At 63.9% G+C, this 16,421-nt stretch carries 15 protein-coding genes; 9 read left to right on the top strand and 6 right to left on the bottom strand.

Annotated features, from left to right (window positions below):
- Positions 1-5: 5 nt before the first annotated feature.
- Together C0V82_RS19175 and C0V82_RS19180 are read right to left on the bottom strand one after the other, a co-directional pair.
- Complete coding sequence (locus C0V82_RS19175; RefSeq protein WP_102114021.1) at positions 6-1,760, bottom strand: cation:proton antiporter domain-containing protein; 1,755 nt, start codon at positions 1,758-1,760, stop codon at positions 6-8.
- 98 nt (positions 1,761-1,858) lie between these two features.
- Positions 1,859-2,239: a Crp/Fnr family transcriptional regulator gene (locus tag C0V82_RS19180; protein ID WP_102114022.1), complete on the bottom strand. Its 381-nt coding sequence runs from the start codon at positions 2,237-2,239 to the stop codon at positions 1,859-1,861.
- A gap of 124 nt (positions 2,240-2,363) precedes the next feature.
- On the opposite strand from C0V82_RS19180, the gene C0V82_RS19185 reads away from it, so the two are divergent.
- From C0V82_RS19185 to C0V82_RS19210, 6 genes are all read left to right on the top strand, one after another.
- Positions 2,364-2,960, top strand: coding sequence for a TetR/AcrR family transcriptional regulator (locus C0V82_RS19185; protein ID WP_102114023.1), 597 nt, complete (start codon positions 2,364-2,366; stop codon positions 2,958-2,960).
- A 172-nt stretch (positions 2,961-3,132) separates the two neighbouring features.
- Complete coding sequence (locus tag C0V82_RS19190) at positions 3,133-3,939, top strand: alpha/beta fold hydrolase (protein WP_158660057.1); 807 nt, start codon at positions 3,133-3,135, stop codon at positions 3,937-3,939.
- Positions 3,940-3,995: 56 nt separating this feature from the next.
- Positions 3,996-4,388 carry an MAPEG family protein gene (locus C0V82_RS19195; RefSeq protein WP_199772535.1) on the top strand — a complete coding sequence of 131 codons (393 nt, stop codon included), beginning with the start codon at positions 3,996-3,998 and terminating at the stop codon, positions 4,386-4,388.
- A 175-nt stretch (positions 4,389-4,563) separates the two neighbouring features.
- A complete protein-coding gene (locus C0V82_RS19200; RefSeq protein WP_102114026.1) occupies positions 4,564-4,911 on the top strand; it encodes a DUF2946 family protein in 348 nt (115 codons plus the stop codon).
- Between the two features lie 87 nt (positions 4,912-4,998).
- Positions 4,999-7,290 (top strand): TonB-dependent receptor, encoded by a 2,292-nt coding sequence (locus C0V82_RS19205; protein WP_199772536.1) that lies wholly within the window; start codon positions 4,999-5,001, stop codon positions 7,288-7,290.
- A 4-nt stretch (positions 7,291-7,294) separates the two neighbouring features.
- The gene (locus tag C0V82_RS19210; protein WP_102114027.1) at positions 7,295-8,671 is read left to right on the top strand and encodes a PepSY-associated TM helix domain-containing protein; all 1,377 of its coding nucleotides are present in this window, start codon (positions 7,295-7,297) and stop codon (positions 8,669-8,671) included.
- 18 nt (positions 8,672-8,689) lie between these two features.
- Here C0V82_RS19210 and C0V82_RS19215 read toward each other — a convergent pair whose 3' ends face one another.
- Positions 8,690-9,571, bottom strand: coding sequence for a helix-turn-helix domain-containing protein (locus C0V82_RS19215; protein ID WP_102114410.1), 882 nt, complete (start codon positions 9,569-9,571; stop codon positions 8,690-8,692).
- Positions 9,572-9,696: 125 nt separating this feature from the next.
- Between C0V82_RS19215 and pobA the strand changes: the two genes are divergently transcribed.
- Positions 9,697-10,866 (top strand): 4-hydroxybenzoate 3-monooxygenase, encoded by a 1,170-nt coding sequence (pobA, locus tag C0V82_RS19220; protein WP_102114028.1) that lies wholly within the window; start codon positions 9,697-9,699, stop codon positions 10,864-10,866.
- Between the two features lie 235 nt (positions 10,867-11,101).
- Positions 11,102-12,640: a ribonuclease J gene (locus tag C0V82_RS19225; protein ID WP_102114029.1), complete on the top strand. Its 1,539-nt coding sequence runs from the start codon at positions 11,102-11,104 to the stop codon at positions 12,638-12,640.
- 21 nt (positions 12,641-12,661) lie between these two features.
- Here the strand turns inward: C0V82_RS19225 and C0V82_RS19230 are convergent, their stop codons facing one another.
- A complete protein-coding gene (locus C0V82_RS19230) occupies positions 12,662-13,579 on the bottom strand; it encodes a DMT family transporter (protein WP_245924242.1) in 918 nt (305 codons plus the stop codon).
- Between the two features lie 64 nt (positions 13,580-13,643).
- Here C0V82_RS19230 and C0V82_RS19235 point away from each other — a divergent pair, with 64 nt between their 5' ends.
- Positions 13,644-14,558: a LysR substrate-binding domain-containing protein gene (locus C0V82_RS19235; RefSeq protein WP_102114031.1), complete on the top strand. Its 915-nt coding sequence runs from the start codon at positions 13,644-13,646 to the stop codon at positions 14,556-14,558.
- Here C0V82_RS19235 and C0V82_RS19240 read toward each other — a convergent pair.
- The gene (locus tag C0V82_RS19240) at positions 14,527-15,336 is read right to left on the bottom strand and encodes an isocitrate lyase/PEP mutase family protein (protein ID WP_102114032.1); all 810 of its coding nucleotides are present in this window, start codon (positions 15,334-15,336) and stop codon (positions 14,527-14,529) included. The two genes, C0V82_RS19235 and C0V82_RS19240, sit on opposite strands and share 32 nt — an antisense overlap.
- Positions 15,333-16,394 (bottom strand): bifunctional transcriptional activator/DNA repair enzyme AdaA, encoded by a 1,062-nt coding sequence (locus C0V82_RS19245; RefSeq protein WP_102114411.1) that lies wholly within the window; start codon positions 16,392-16,394, stop codon positions 15,333-15,335. Before C0V82_RS19245 ends, C0V82_RS19240 begins: the two co-directional genes overlap by 4 nt.
- Between the last annotated feature and the right edge of the window lie 27 nt (positions 16,395-16,421).

The following is a 16,421-nucleotide window of genomic DNA, read 5'->3' on the forward strand; positions in this document are numbered from 1 at the left end:
TGCGCCTACTGCTCAGTCTCCTGCTGCTTTTCCTTCGCGGCCTGATTCATCTTCCGACGCTGATTGGCCTTTTCCAGGATAGCGGCGCGCAGTTCGCCATGCTGGCGGGTGAACTGGTTGAAATCGCGCCGTTCCAGAATCAGGAACTGGCAGTAATCCAGCGCCGTGATGTCGGCACTGCGCCGACGGCCCGACAGCAGGGCCATCTCACCGAAGAAGGCCCCGGTCTCCAGCTTGATCTTGTGATCAGGCAACTGCACCTCCACGGCACCGCTGGCCAGGAAATACATGCCGTCGGCGGGATCGCCGCTGCGGATGACGCGCTCACCCGGCACCGCCGCCGCCGGCTTGAACATCAGCAGCAAACGTTCCAACTCGTCCTTGTCCAGCCGAGACAGTACAGGGAAAGTCTCCACCAGCTTCTGCACCTGCAGGCCATGCGCCTTCTCCCGCTCCGCCATCTGGTCGCGGACGCGGTTGATCTGCTGCGTCAGGCGCTTGAACTTCGTCTGGCCATAGTTGGACCAGTCGGGACGGCGAGCCTTCACCCGGACGGTTGCCGTTTCGACCGCCGCAAATATCAGCGGGTTCAGCGTGATCGACAACAAAGCACCCGCCAGCACCAGATCGCGCCCTTCCGGCGGCAGTAGGTTCATGCTGATGCCCAACCCGACCAGGATGAAGGAAAACTCCCCGATCTGGGCCAGACTGGCGGATATCAGCAGACCGGCGCCCATCGGGTATCCCAGCGCCAGTACGATGGCGAAGGCCACCAGCGACTTGCCGATGATAATGGTCAGCAGGACCGCCGCCACCGACAGCGGCTCCCGCATCAGGATCGACGGGTCGAACAGCATGCCGACCGATACGAAGAAGATGACCGAGAACGCATCCTGCAGGGGCAGGCTGTCCGCTGCCGCCTTGTGGCTGAACCGGCTTTCGGCGAGCACCACGCCCGCAAAGAAGGCGCCCAGCGCGAACGACACGCCGAACACCTGGGCCGAGCCATAGGCGATGCCCATGGCGATGGCGAGAACGGCTAGTGTAAACAATTCCCGCGAGCCTGTGCGCGCCACCTGGGCCAGCAGCCAGGGGACGATACGTGGCCCCAGAATCAGGGCGACCGCTGCAAACAGCCCGACCTTGCCCAGGGTAATGGCCAGGGTCAGCCAGACCGGCGCGTCGGGCGGGGCGGCGACACCATGTCCGCCGCCATCAGCCGGTACCGTCCCGCCCAACAGGCCCGCGAAGGCCGGCAGTAGCACCAGCGCCACCACCATGGCCAGATCCTCGACAATCAACCAGCCGACGGCAATCCGCCCATTAGGTGTCTGCAACAGATTGCGTTCTTCCAGGGCCTTCAGCAGCACCACCGTACTGGCCACCGACAGCGACAGCCCCAGCACGATGCCAGCCCCCAGGCCCCAGTCCCAGTACAACGCGAGGCCCAGCCCCATCAGGGTGGCGATAATGATCTGTCCCACGGCGCCTGGGATGGCAATCCCCTTCACCGCCATCAGGTCAGCAGTGGAAAAATGCAACCCAACCCCAAACATCAGCAGGATGACGCCGACCTCCGCCAGTTCCAGCGCCAGCTTTCCATCCGCCACGAATCCCGGCGTAAACGGACCGACCAGAACACCCGCCACCAGATAGCCCACCAGGGGCGGCAGACGCAGCCGGTCGGCCAGGAAACCGAAGCCGAAGGCCAGGACGAACGCGATGGACAGGGTGGCAAGCAGATTGGTGTCGTGGGGCACGCGGTTTGACCTTGGGCGCAAAACAATGGATCAGTCGCCGCAGTATGGGGAGCGGAATGACTGGATGCACCTGTAAAATCAACGGGATATGGCGAATGTCATTCGGCGCCCAGCTTTGCCTCCAACTCGTCCAGGCGCCTGGCCATGGTGCGGATATTGTCGATCAGAAGCTGCACCAGCTGCCGCAGCAGCGGGTCGGCACCATATAGCCCCTCGCGCAGTACACTGGCCGGCATGCGCATCAGGACCGACTCCACCTCTGCACTGGCATGGGCCATGCGCGGCTTGCGGTCGAAAATCGCCATTTCCCCGAAAATGCCGCTGGTTTCGACCCGCCCGATGACGGTCGGATGCTCTACATCGCCCCGCCAGATACGCACACGGCCACTTTCCACCACATAAAGGCTGTCGCCGGGATCACCCTCCTTGAAGATCAGCTCGCCCGGTGCGAAAGTTCGGCGTTCGAAAGCGGCGGACATGGCGGCGGACCCCTTGGCAGCGGCGGCACCCGCGACAGGCGCAGGCCAGCCAAGCTTTACGCTGATTGCTTCCCATTTGCCATGGGCTTGACAATAGTACGACCGTTCGTATTATTTAGACCCTATGAGCAAGGGCGAACGCACACGCGCCGCAATCCTGGACCAAGCGCTGGCCATGACCAGCACGGACGGATTGACCGGCCTGACCATCGGGACACTGGCCGACCGGCTGGGCATGTCGAAATCTGGACTGTTTGCCCATTTCGGCAGCAAAGAACAGCTGCAGGCGGCGGTGCTGGAACGGGCGGCGGAACTTTTCGCCGATACCGTGGTGCGTCCCGCCCTGGCACAGCCGCGTGGCCTGCCGCGTGTGCTTGGCCTGTTTGAGAATTGGATTGCCTGGACAATGGACCCGGTTCTGCCCGGTGGCTGTCCCATTCAGGCCGCCTCCATCGAGTTTGATGACCGCCCCGGTCCCATCCAGGACCTGATCGTCAAACAGCAGGAGGATATGCGCCGCGTGGTCATCGGTGCCGCCCGTCGCGCGGTGGAAGAGGGGCACCTGCGGGCCGACCTGGATGTGGAGCAATTCGCATTCGAGGGGATTTCGCTCTGCTACGGTTTCACCCAGTCCTATCGGCTTCTGAAGAACCCGAAGTCGGAGGTCTGGGCCCGCAACGCCGTCCATGGTCTGGTCGACCGGGGGCGTTTGCGTCAGTAAAGCGTTTGTCCGGTTCCGCGTGCGGCGGGACCGGACCGGTTTCATCACGGCGCCCGCCCGGATGGACGGACGCCCCCGTTGGGGGGAAAGTTCCATGGCTTATTTTTTGTCCAAAAATAGCACGAACGTTCGTAATAATAACCAAAGTAGCCAGTCCTGGCTGGATGGGTTGATGGACCTGTTCCACCCCTGGTCACGCGAACGCCACCTGCTGGCCGAGGGACGGCGCATGTATCTGGAGCCGGAGCGTGCGGTGGCACCGCCGGCACTGCCGGAACCGGCGGGCGCCATGGTGCTGGCTGTTCCAGGCTTCACGCCCCATATTGCCTCCCGCCTGTGGGGGGCGGAGCGAGGGGAGGCGGCACCACTGGTGCTGCTGGCCCATGGCTGGGAAGGGCAGGTGCATGACATGCTGAGCTTTGTGCAGCCGCTGCTGAATGCCGGCGCCCGCGTCGTGGCCTTTGATGCGCCGGCCCATGGCCGCAGTTCGGGCGACGAGACCAACCTGCTGGAGATGGCCCGCGCCATAAGGGCTGTGGCAGCGGCAGCCGGTGGCAAGGTGGCGGCGGTGATCGGCCACGGCTTGGGTGCCGCGGCCCTGACGCTGGCGATCCAGGACGGGTTCCAGGCGGGGCGCGCCATTCTGCTGTCCCCCCTGGCCGACCTGACCCTGCCGCTGCGCCAGATCGCTTATGTTCTGCGCCTGGACCTGGACAGCGAACATGCGCTGGGGCGGGAGATTGACCGGGCATTGGGACAGCCGCTGGCCGCCCTGCATCTTCATGGGGATGAAGGCACACCGGCCCTGTTAATCCATTCTGCGGATGACCGGATCACGCCGGTGGCGGATGCCCTGCAATTGGCGTCAGTCTGGCCCGGTGCCGGAATGCATTTGGTGCAGGGGCTGGGCCATCGCCGGTTGCTGTCGGATGCGGGTGTCATCGAACGGGCCGTGGGCTTCGCGTTGCGGGGGGAATGATCCCCCCGTATTGTGACACGGACGAAACAACAATCGGGTTCGGGGGAAACATGCAGATGGGTATCACCGCGCTGTATGCGGGTTTGCTGGGCGTGCTGCTGCTGGTTTTAAGTTATCGCGTGTCGATGTATCGACGCCGTCACGGCATCTCCCTGGGCGATGGTGGTCATAAGGGCCTGCATACCGCCATCCGGGTGCAGGGCAATTTTGTGGAATATGTGCCCACCGCCCTGATCCTGCTGCTGCTGGTGGAACTGACGGGTCGCCAGCCAGCCATCGTGCATGGGCTGGGTGCTGCCCTGTTCCTGGGCCGCGTCCTGCACGCCCAGGGTCTGACCTCCAATCCAGACGGTAAAAGCCCGGGCCGCCTGCTGGGCATTCTGCTGACTTGGCTGATGCTGCTGACCGCGTCGGTTCTACTGATTCTGGGATCGGCGGCTGGCATCTGATGAATGCACATGGGGGCGGGGTGTTATGCCCGCCCCGGTTCATGTCACGAATGCCATTCGGTCGCATCACGGAGCCATTGACCGCGCGATGGCTTGGCGTCATTAACCCTTCATGGGTAAAGGCATTCTCCTTTCTGCAATCAATGTTGCACGGCGTTTCGCGCCGTGGCTCCTGTTGCTTGCCCTGCTGCTGCGCGGGATGATCCCAGGCGGCTATATGCCCAACATCAACCCCGACAACGGCAAGGGCTGGCTGGTCATCTGTACCGGTGCCGGTTCGGCCAGCATCCAGATTGATGGCGATGGCGGGGATGACAATGCCCCCGCCGATACGGGGCATCAGGGCCTTTGCCCCTACTTGGTCATGACCCTGCTGGGTCCCGTCCTGTTGCTGCTGGCGCTGCTGCTGCCGGTGGTGGGGGATGTTGTTGTTTTGCGGCCCTTCATGGGTACGCGTCGGCGCCGTCTGATGTGTGGGCCGACTTTGGGGGCGCGGGCACCGCCCCTGTCCTGGGCTTATTGACACCCATTATCCCAGGACAATTCCCGTTTTGGCGCCCCCCGCTTGAGAAAAGCATGATCGCGGGGCCGGTCGCCGGAGGATATCACAGTGCCCCGCACGCCTTTTCGCGCCCGCAGCCTGGCTTCGGTCGCCTTTGTCGCCCTATCCACGTCTGCCTTCGCCCAGGACACCCAGGTGGCCGACGCCGCCCCGGTGCAGGAAGTGATCGTCATCGGCCAACGCGACGCACCCATCACCATTGTGCCGCGCGGCCTGTCTGTTTCACTGGGCCAGGAACAGTTCGCGGCCATCAATGCCGTCAATGTCGAAGACCTGATGAAATACGCACCGAATTTCTTCGTACGAAAACGCTTCATCGGTGACGCCAACGCCGTGCCTGGCTTCCGTGGCACCCACTCCACCCAGTCGGCCCGCTCGCTGGTGCTGGTGGATGGCTTCACCGTTTCCAACCTGCTGGGTAACAGCTTCTCCTTCCCGCCCAAATGGGGCGTGGTGGGGCCAGGCGAGGTGCAGCAGTTCGACATTGTCTATGGCCCCTATTCGTCCCGCTATCCGGGCAACTCAATGGGCGGCATCATTTCCATCACCACCAAGCCGCCAAAGGAAGGGTTGGAGGCGTTCGCCACCGCCCAGTATTTCATCCAGCCCTATAAGCAGTACGGCACCGACCGCGATTTTGATGGCTATACGGGCGAGGCCGGTTTCGGGTGGAAGCAGAGCGATGGCCCGTGGAGTGCGCGCCTGTCTTACCGCCGGCTTGAGAATCAGGGCCATCCACAGCAATTCTATCAATTGACGCCGGCCACCGGCACGGCGGCATCAACCGTTGTAACCGGCGCCGTGACCGACACGAACCTGATCACCAGGACGCCTTTGTCCGGTGCCTATTCGGTGGAGGACACCACCCAGGATCAGTTGCGCGGCCGTATCGGATATGATTTTGCCGATGGCTGGAATGCGTCGCTGCTGGCCGTGCTGTGGACCAGTGACTATGACGGCACCACCCCCACCACCTATCTGCGCGACGCCGCCGGTAACCCGGTCTTCACGGGCCGGGTGTCCGTGGATGGTAAGCAATACACAATGCCCGCCATCAACCTGTCACTGACCGAACGGCGGGAAATCCTGGGCGGGGCAAAGCTGGAGGGTCCGATTGGTGACTGGCAGGCCAGCCTGAACCTGTCGCGTTTCGTGATCGACAAGCAACGGGCACGCGCTTCCACCGGCTATCTCAACGGTATCAATAGCGCGACCGGAACGGACACGCGTCAGGGTGACACCGGCTGGTGGACCGGTGACGGGCAACTGGAACGCAGCCTGGGTGACCATGAACTGGCGGTGGGTTTCAACAGCAGCCTCTATGAAACCGATCAGACCATTTATGGCGTCGGCAACTGGCGCACCGGTGCCACGCCGACCTTCACGACGCAGACCAGTGGCCGTTCCCGACAATTGGGGGCCTTCATCGATAACGCCTGGCAGGTGACACCGGGGGTGAAGCTGACCGGCGGTGTACGTCTGGATAATTGGCGGGCGTTCGATGGCCGCATCGGCACCCGCGTATCCGGTTCACCGAAATATCAGTCTTACGCAGACCGCAAGGAAACCACCATCAACCCATCCGCCGGCATTCAGGCCGACCTGCCTGCCGATTGGGTAGGGCAACTAAGCCTTGCCACCGCCACCCGCTTCCCCACGGTGGGCGAGCTGTTCCAGGGTCGTCTGGATGGAAATGGCAATTTCGACATTAACAGCTTCGATCCCAACCTGAAGCCGGAGAAGTCGCGTGACGCCAACCTGATGCTGCGCCGTGCCTTCGATGATATCCGCTTCACCGGCAGCATCTTCTATCAGCGGGTGCAGGACGCGATCTTCAGCCAACAGGGCTTCAACCAGTTCGGCGTCGTGACCTCGTCCTTCAAGAATATCGACATCGTGCGCCAGTGGGGTATGGAGGGCATCATCGAGGCATCGGACTTGGCTGGTATCGACGGCCTGAATGTCGATTTCAATGCCGCCTGGATTGACGCTCAGACGGTGCGCAATCGCGCCGTCCCGGCCTCTGAGGGGGTGCAGTTCCCGCGCATTCCGAAATGGCGCCTGAACGGTAATGCCCGGTACAGGTTCGCCGACGATTGGCAATTCTCCACCGGCTGGCGCTACGCGTCGCGTCCCAACACTAATCTGGAGGGGACACAGCGCGGCGATACCTATGGCTATACGTCGGAGCTGATGATCTTCGATGCGAAATTGTCTTGGGACGTGACGGCGGAAACCCAGCTCAGCGTCGGTGTCGATAATATCGGCAATGACAAGGCCTGGGTGTTCCACCCCTATCCGCAACGCACCTTCACGCTTGAACTGAAATGGAAGGGTTGACGCCATGACCGACCTGTCGATCAAGGCACCGCCGGCCAAGGGCTGGCTGGATTACCGCACCATCTGGCGCTGGCATTTCTATGCAGGCCTGTTCTGTGTGCCTTTCATTGTCGCCCTGGCCCTTTCCGGTTCGCTCTATCTGTTCAAGCCGCAGGTGGAGGCCCTGATCGACAGGCCTTATGACAATCTGGTGCTGACCGGCCCGGCGGCCGATGCCAATGCCCAGGCTCTGGCGGCCCTGGCCGCCGTACCGGGAGGAACATTGAAGTCCTACATCGTGCCCGAAGAGACCGACGACGCGGTGCGCGTTCTGGTTCGCGACGGGCAAGGGGCGATATGGCGTGTGTATGTCCATCCCCAGACCCTGGAAATCCTGCATTCGATTCCAGAGGAAGACCGCTTGATGAACCAGATCAAGACCTTCCACGGCGAGCTGTTGATGGGTGACCAGGGCTCCTGGTTCGTGGAACTGGCCGCTTGCTGGGGGATCGTCATGGTGGTTAGCGGGCTCTATCTCTGGTGGCCGCGCGGGGGCCAGGGGCTGGCCGGCATCCTCTATCCACGGCTGTCGGGGGGCGGGCGCACCTTCTGGCGCGATCTGCATGCCGTGACCGGTCTGTGGATCTCCTTCCTGGCCCTGTTCCTGCTGCTGACCGGCCTGCCCTGGGCCAGCGTCTGGGGCGGGGCGTTCAAGGCGGTACGGGAGGCGACCGGAACCGCCGCCGTCAAGCAGGACTGGACCACCAGCCGGAAGGCAGAACGCGCCGGTCATGATGCCCAGGAACATGCCGAGGACCATCCGATGGACCATGGCAGCCTGTCCATGGATGATATGATGGTGGGAACCGTGACCCTTGCCGATGTCGTGGCTCAGGTGGCGCCTCTGAAACTGGCAGCACCCGTTCAGATCAACCTGCCGGCCAAGGCGGGCGGCAGTTGGGCGGTGCGGTCAATGACGGCTAACCGGCCCGACCGCGTCTCCATCGATCTAGACGGCGCCACCGGCACCCCGATCCGGCGGGAGGATTTCGCCGACCGCCACATCATCGACCGCGTCGTCGGGATCGGCATCGCGGCGCATGAGGGGCAGTTGTTCGGCTGGTTCAATCAGGCCCTGGGCGTCATCGCCGCCCTCGGCCTGGTCCTGCTGTCGGTTAGCGGGGCCGTGATGTGGTGGAAACGCCGGCCAAACGGCGCCTTGGGCGCGCCGCCCCCCCTGCGCATGCGGGGCAGCCCGGCGGTCATGGGCATCATCCTGCTGTTTTTCGCCCTGTTCCTGCCCTTGCTGGGCCTGTCGGTGATCGTGGTTGCCCTGATCGATCTGGCCATCCTGCGCCAATTGCCCAACGCCCGCCGCTGGCTGGGCCTGCGTATGGCATGAGGATGGGGCAGGGGGCGGCTACCCTGCCGCCCCCTGTCTGAACCGCCCAGGCGAGCAACCAACTCGGCCCGTGAAAAACCGGTTGAAATAGGCTGGGTCACTGAACCCCAGCTCAAACGCCACCTCCGCTACACCCAGGTCGCTGTAAAGAAGGCTGCGTTTCGCCTCCGCCAACAGCCGATCATGCAGCAGATCGATGGGGGGATGGCCCGTGACCGCGATGCAGGCCGCGCGAAGGCGGCCCGGCGTAACGCCCAGTGCGTCGGCAAACTGCGCCACCCCCCATCCGGCGCGATACTGTTCCTCGATCAGATCACGATAGCGTGCCACCAGGGCCGCGCGTGGTCCGCGCGCCGCACCACCACCGCCCGCCGACAGGCGCGCCGCCCGCCAGGCATGGACCAGCAGCGCCATCAGTGCCGCTTCAACCAGCAGCGAACGGCCAACGCCGCCGCCCGCCATCTCTGCCTCCAAAAGGGCAGCAAGCCGTAGGCAATCGGATCCGTCGCCGCCAAGCGGTACCGCCGATGCCTGCCCGAACAGATCGCCTAACCCCGGTTCCCGCCGCGCCAGCCTGCGCAGCATCGGCTCCACGAACGTGACAACATGTCCCTGACTGTCGGCGTTCCAGTTGAAGCCATGCACCTCCCCCGCCGGAATCAGCAGCAGGCAGGGCGCCGTGAAAGCCTCTTTGTCTCCCCCCGCCAACAAATCCCCGCCGCCAGTGGCAATGACCAGCACATGGTTCAAATCGGCATGGGCGTGTGGTCGGATCTGCCATCCACTGGGCTGGCTGCGTCGTTCCAGGGTTTCGGCATGGATGAAATGTTCATCCGCCTTGGCCTCCGCCTCCCCGTACAGAAAGAAGCGGGGTACGGGATTGCTGGCTTTGCGGGTCATGCAGCGCAGCATGTCAAAGGATCGATGAAAAATCCAATTTTTTATATGATGCGTGTCCTGCCTCAATGGTTTGCCGACGCTATCATCCCGCCAACAGCAAACATAGTATTGGGAGGAGGATGGCGATGCGCACACAGGTTGCCATCATCGGTGCCGGCCCCGCCGGATTGCTTCTGGCTCATCTTTTGTACAAGGCGGGCGTGGAATGCGTGATCCTGGAACGCCGTGACCGTGCCTATGTCGAAAGCCGCATCCGCGCCGGCATCCTGGAACAAGTGACGGTCGATCTGCTCCGGCAGGTGGGCGTGCATGAACGCATGGATCGCGAGGGCCTGCCGCATGACGGCTTCGCGCTGTCTACCGACGGCGACAATACCCGTATCGACATGAAGGCGCTGACCGGCAAATCCGTCATGGTCTATGGCCAGACGGAGGTTACGCGTGACCTGATCGATGCCGCCATCCACCGTGATATCCCGCTGCTGTTCGAGGCGCAGGACGTTGCCCTGCACGACATCACCAGCGCGCGCCCCCGCGTCACGTTCCGGCATGATGGCGTTGACCGTGTCCTGGAATGCGACTTCATCGCGGGTTGTGATGGGTTCCATGGCGTCGCACGCGCCAGCATTCCCGCCGACGTGTTGCGCACCTTCGAGCGTGTATATCCGTTCGGGTGGCTGGGCGTGCTGGCCGATGTGCCGCCATGCGACCATGAACTGATCTATGCCAGCCATGAACGCGGCTTTGCGCTGGCCTCCATGCGCTCCAACACCCGCTCGCGCTATTATGTGCAGGTCGCCAATACCGAGAAGGTAGAGGATTGGTCGGACGAGCGGTTCTGGGACGAACTGTGCCTGCGCCTGGGGAACGAGGTTGCACCCCGTGTGACGCGCGGGCCGTCGATTGAAAAATCAATCGCGCCGCTGCGCAGCTTCGTGGCTGAACCGATGCGCCATGGCAACCTGTTCCTGGCCGGTGATGCTGCCCATATCGTGCCGCCGACGGGGGCCAAGGGTCTTAATCTGGCCGCTACCGACGTTGCCTATCTGGCCGACGGGTTGGCCGATCATTACCGGGGCAATCAGGCAGGTATCGATGCCTATTCCGCCCGCGCGCTCGCCCGCGTATGGAAGGCCGAACGCTTCTCCTGGTGGTTCACCAGCCTGATGCATCGTTTCCCGGAGACCGACGCCTTTGGCCGCCGCATGCAGATTGCGGAGCTGAACTATCTGCGCGGATCTCATGCGGCACAGCAGTCGCTGGCGGAAAACTATGTGGGTCTTCCGCTCCACTGACATTGATGTCCGGAGCCCTTTCAAACCCGAGACCCATCCCGGTGAAACACCACAATCCGGATTTTATTCGGACTCCGATTTAAAATCCGGATGGTGGTTGCTGTACAAGGGCAGGTCCATAGCCTGTTGGATTAAGGACACTGATCTGGCGGTCAATTCCTGATCCAAAAACCCATGCCTGACCCGCGTGTGACACCTTTGACTTGGGTGCTGCAATGCGACATAAAGGCTAGGCATGAAAGAGACTGATTTCGACGCTTTGCATGAAAGCGCCACCGCGTTCCCCCGCATCGGGGCTGGCGCGGACATGGACCGGGCGGACGCCACGGTTATCCCCTTCCACCGCTATACCGACTATGATCGCCGCTGGCCCGTGCCAGGCAAAGGCGAAGTCCTGGTTGTGCCGTTGGGCGGCCTGGGCCGCATCGGCATGAATTGGACCCTGTACGGCCATGATGGCGCCTGGGTCCTGGTTGATGCGGGTATTGCCTTCCCTGATCCTGATACGACGGGCGTGGACTGTATCGTCCCGCACCCCGCCTTCCTGGCCCCTATCCGCGACCGGTTGCTGGCCCTGGTGGTCACCCACGCGCATGAGGACCACATCGGCGGCATCGACCGGCTGTGGCCGCAGGGTATTGACTGCCCCATCTATGCCACGCCGTTCGCGACCAAGCTGATAGCCCGCCGGTTGGATGAGGCTGGTGTGCTGGAAAAGGTGGAGTTGAACAGCTACCCTGTGGGTGGTGCGTTCAACATCGGGCCTTTCGGCTTCCGCTCCATCCGCATGACCCATTCGATCCCGGAACCGGTCGCACTGGCCATCGACACGGCGGCAGGTACCGTCCTGCATACCGGCGACTGGAAGTTCGATCCGGAGCCCGGCATCGGTCAGGCCACCGATTTCGACGCCCTGCGCAAGCTGGGGGATGATGGCGTGCTGGCCATGCTTTGTGACAGCACCAATGCGCACAAGGATCTGCCGTCAACATCGGAGGCGCAGGTGCGCCGCGCCTTTGACCGGCTGTTCGCCACGCGCAAGGGCCAGATCGCCATCTGCTGCTTCGCCACCAATGTGGCGCGCGTCGCATCCGCCATCTCCGCCGCCGCTGATGCAGGTCGTCAGGTGGCGCTGGCAGGCCGTTCCATGCGCAATTGCGAGGAAGTGGCCCGTGACCTGGGCCTGCTGAGCCATGTGCCGGAACCGTTGACCGAACCCGCCCATCTGAAGGGTCTGGATCGCGACAAGGTCGCATTGATCTGCACCGGCGGACAGGGTGAAGAAAAGGCGGCCCTGGCCAAGCTGGCGCGCGGCGAACGCCGTTTCCCGCCCTTCGGCGCCGGTGATACGGTCGTACTGTCGGCCCGCGTCATCCCCGGCAATGAAGAGTCGGTGGAGAAGGTCGTCTCCAAGCTGCGCGCACGCGGGGTGGAGGTGCTGATGGGGCACGAAGTGATGGGTGGCGAGCCGCTGCACGTCTCCGGCCATCCCGGCGCCAACGAACTGCGCGAACTCTATGCCCTGGTCCGTCCGCGCATCGCCCTGCCGGTGCATGGGACCGACATGCATCTGGCGGCCCATGCCCGTCTTGCCCGCGCGGCCGGCTGTCAGGCCGCCATCGTCGCGGAAGAGGCGGAGGTGATCCGCCTGTCAGACGGCGGTTCCCGTGTCCTGGGCCGGGTCAACGCCCCGCTTCTGTCGATCGAGAGTGAGCCGAACGGCGACCGCGCAACCTATGATCCTGGTAAGGTGCTGGTGGCGGGGCAGGTTTAAACCTGCCTCATGAGCGGGGGGTCACCCCCGCCCCTTGGTGTTGACCAGCGCGACACCACCCAGGGCCAGGACCCCACCGGCCAGCGTGGTCCAGACGGGCAACTCGCCCGTCATCGGCACGGCCACCGTGGAGGCGACCACGGGCACCATGTAGAGAAAGTTTGAGCCCCGAGCTGCGCCGAAATGGCCCAGGGCGTACGTCCAGGCGGCATAGCCGATGGCGGCGGGAAACAGCGCCAGGAACAGCAGGGCCGACTGCACCTGCCAACTAGCCGCCAATGCCTGCTGCACCCCCTGACCTAGCCAGGGCGACAGCCAAAGCGCGCCGGCTGCCAAGGTCAGCGCCGATGAGGGCAGGGCGCCGTAGCGCGCTACCAGTGGCCGTTGCAGTACGAAATAGGTGGCGGTGGCCAGTGCAGCCCCGATCAGCAGCATGGCGCCGCTGCCAAAGCGCAGCCCGCCCGGCTGTCCCGACGCGATCAGGCCGACGCCGGCCATGCTGATCCCCATGCCGACCCAGGCCCAGCGGCGGAACCTTTCCTTCAGGAACAGGGTCGCGAAGATTACGGTCAGGACCGGAGCCACATTCACGATGAAGCTGGCCGCCCCCGCCGCCACTGTCTTCTGTCCGGTATTCAGCAGCAGGTTATAAAGCGCGATCCCGATCCCGCCGCAGGCCGCGAACCGTACCACATCCATGCCGCGCGGCAGCCGGGGTCGCGTCACCAGCAAAAAGATCAGGGCCAGTGTACCCGCCATGGCAAACCGCGCCGCCGCCAGCGGCAACGGGTCCATGCCGCCCAGCGCCAGGCGGATGGAGGGAAAGGCCGATCCCCAACTGACCACCGTCACTAGGACGGCAAGGGCGGGCAGGAAGCGTGACCGGGGCAGGGGGCTGGCAAGGGCCGTCATAGGAGCATTTCCGTTCAGGGGCGACATGATGGTGATCCTGCCTGATCGCGGGCTATTGACATAGCGTACTGATGGCGGCACACCTGTACGTATGACGCACAGCATATCCCTGCCGCCCCTGGAAAGCCTGACCGCCGTTCTGGCCGCCGGACGTACCGGTTCCTTTTCCGCTGCGGCCCAGGAACTGGGCGTCACTCATGCAGCCATCAGCCGCCGGGTACAAGCAGCGGAGAGCTGGTTGGGTGTCGCCCTGTTTGAACGACACGGACGCGGGGTGCGCACCACGCCCGATGGCGAACGCTTCATCGCGCGGGTGGGGGAAGCGTTCAACATGATTGCCCGCTCCGGCGACCAATGGCGTCACCGCCGTGGCACAGAGATTGTGCGCCTCTCCATCCTGCCGGCCTTCGCCAAGCTCTGGCTGTTTCAGATGCTGGGCAAACTGCAGGATGCCAACCTGCGTTTCGACCTTCTGGTCGAACATCAGCTGGCCGATCTGGAAAAGGGAGAGGTCGATATTGCAGTACGGTGCGGCAATGGCCAGTGGACGGGGGTGAACAGCACACCTCTGTTTCAAGAAATGGTCTATCCCGTCGCCGCACCGTCGCTGGCCGCGCGCCTGGGTCCCAACCCGTCCGTTGCTACTATCATGGCCGAAACCCTGGTGCATGACAGTACCGTTACCTCCTGGCGGGCCTGGCTGGCGGCGCATGACGTGCAGTACAGCAAGCCACGGCCCCAGGACATACGGTTTGAGGATTACGACACTGTGCTGGCCGCACTGGAGGTGGGGTTGGGGATCGGCATGCTCCGATCGCCCCTGGGCGATGCCTGGGTGGCCGATGGCCGGCTGGTGCCGCTCAGCCCGCTTTGGGTGCCCAACCCCTATCTCTATCATCTTGTGACCCGCACCGGCACCCCGCGCCCGGCAGTGGCCGAGGCACGGGACCGTATGCTGGCGTTGGCGGCGGAGTTCAGGCCGACACCCCCGCCATCAGGGCGTTGATATCCCGATAGGGCATTGGATCGGCACAGATCGGGTCGGATACGCCATCCTGCAGGAAGGCGCCGCCGATGGCCGCCACCCGGCCCCAGAGATATTCCGGCAGGGCCGAACCCGCCGACAGCCGCTTCACACCCAGCTTCGACAGGTCCGCCGCCGGTAACAGGCCGGGTCGGGCCATCACATTCAGTGGCACTTTAATACTGCTTGATATGTATTTGATTTCATTTGGATCGGTTACACCAGCTGGAAATAAACCTGAAGCTCCGGCAGCTGTATACAGCTGCGCACGCCGAGCCACCTCTGCCGCGCGTTCCCCTGCCGGGGCCAACCCCTTCAGATACACATCGGTACGGGCATTGATGAACAGACCCGGCCCGACAGCGGCCCGGATGGCCTGGATCTTGGCGGCCAGCAGGTCGGGCGTGCCCGCCCCATCCTCGATATTCACGCCGACAACACCCGTCGCCACGATGCGGCGGGCCAGATCGGCGACGGCGGCGGGATCGTCGCTATAGCCGGCTTCCATATCAATGCTGACGGGCAGGTCGGGCACGGCGCGCACAATGGTGGCGGCGGCATGCAGCAGCAAATCCGCCGGCAGCTTGTTGCCGTCGGCCATGCCCAGGGCCCAGGCAAGACCGGCACTGGTGGTGGCAATGGCCTGGGCCCCCAGATTGCGCATCATACGGGCACTGCCGCCGTCCCAGACATTGCACAGGATCAGGGGGCCATCGCCCCGGTGCAGGGCGTCGAAAATCTCAAACTTCGTCTTGGTCATGATGCCTTTTCCAAGGAAAGCGGAATTACGGGAAGATCAAGGTGACGGCAGGCATAGGCACCCCAGGGATGCCATCGTCGTTCGCCTTCATAGATCTGAACCGGCCCGTCCCATGGGGCCGGTACCCGCCGTCCGGGCCGGTCCGCCACCAGGGTGGCCAGGATAGGGTCTTGCGACAGATGGGCGTTGATGGTCGCCATATCCGCCGACAGGTCGAACCGCCGCCGCAGCCGGGCCGCGATGCCCGACAGTGACTTGATATCGCCGGTACGGATCACAGCCTTCAACGCGTCCCAGCCGGGAAGGGCAGTGACGGTGACGTCGCCATCGGACAGTTGCCGCCGCCAGACCCCGTCCAACACTTGCTCTGCTGCATCACCTTGCGCCACGATGGCATTCAGCAGATCGGGCCAGTCCAGGGGTGGGCGGTAAGCCAAGCGAAGGATCACCCCATCCTGCGCCACGCTGCCCTCCACCCGGTCTGACGCCAGAGCCTGCCGGCGCAGATCACGCGGGGGCCGGCCATAGAGTGACTGGAACGTCTCGTTGAATCGCCTGATGCTGCCGAAGCCGGATGCCAGCGCCACCTCCGCCATGGGCAACGCCGTCTCATGCAGAAGCTGTTTGGCGAACAGCACGCGCCGCGTCTGCGCCACGGCGATAGGGCTTGCGCCCAGATGCTGCTTGAACAGGCGGCGCAACTGCCGCTCCCCAACACCCAGCCGCCCGGCCAGGGCATCTACGCTGGCTTCCTCACCATCCAGCGCGCCCTCCGCGATCAGGGCCAGCCCGCGCGAGACAGTGTTGGAGGTGCCGCGCCAGACGGCAAGGTCAGGTGCGGCTTCAGGTCGGCAGCGCAGGCAGGGCCGGAACCCCGCCTCCTGTGCGGCGGCTGCCGTCGGGTAGAAGCAGCAATTCTCCGCCTTGGGCGTGCGGGCCGGGCAGATGGGGCGGCAGTAGATGCCGGTGGTTAGCACCGCCGTGAAGAAACGCCCGTCAAAGCGGGCATCCCTGGTTTCAACAGCGCGGTAGCAGGCGGTGGGGTCGAGCGTTTCCATGCCCTGATCCTGCCACGGGCCGCCCAT

It is taken from the genome of Niveispirillum cyanobacteriorum (assembly GCF_002868735.1).
Classification (GTDB): Bacteria; Pseudomonadota; Alphaproteobacteria; order Azospirillales; family Azospirillaceae; genus Niveispirillum; species Niveispirillum cyanobacteriorum.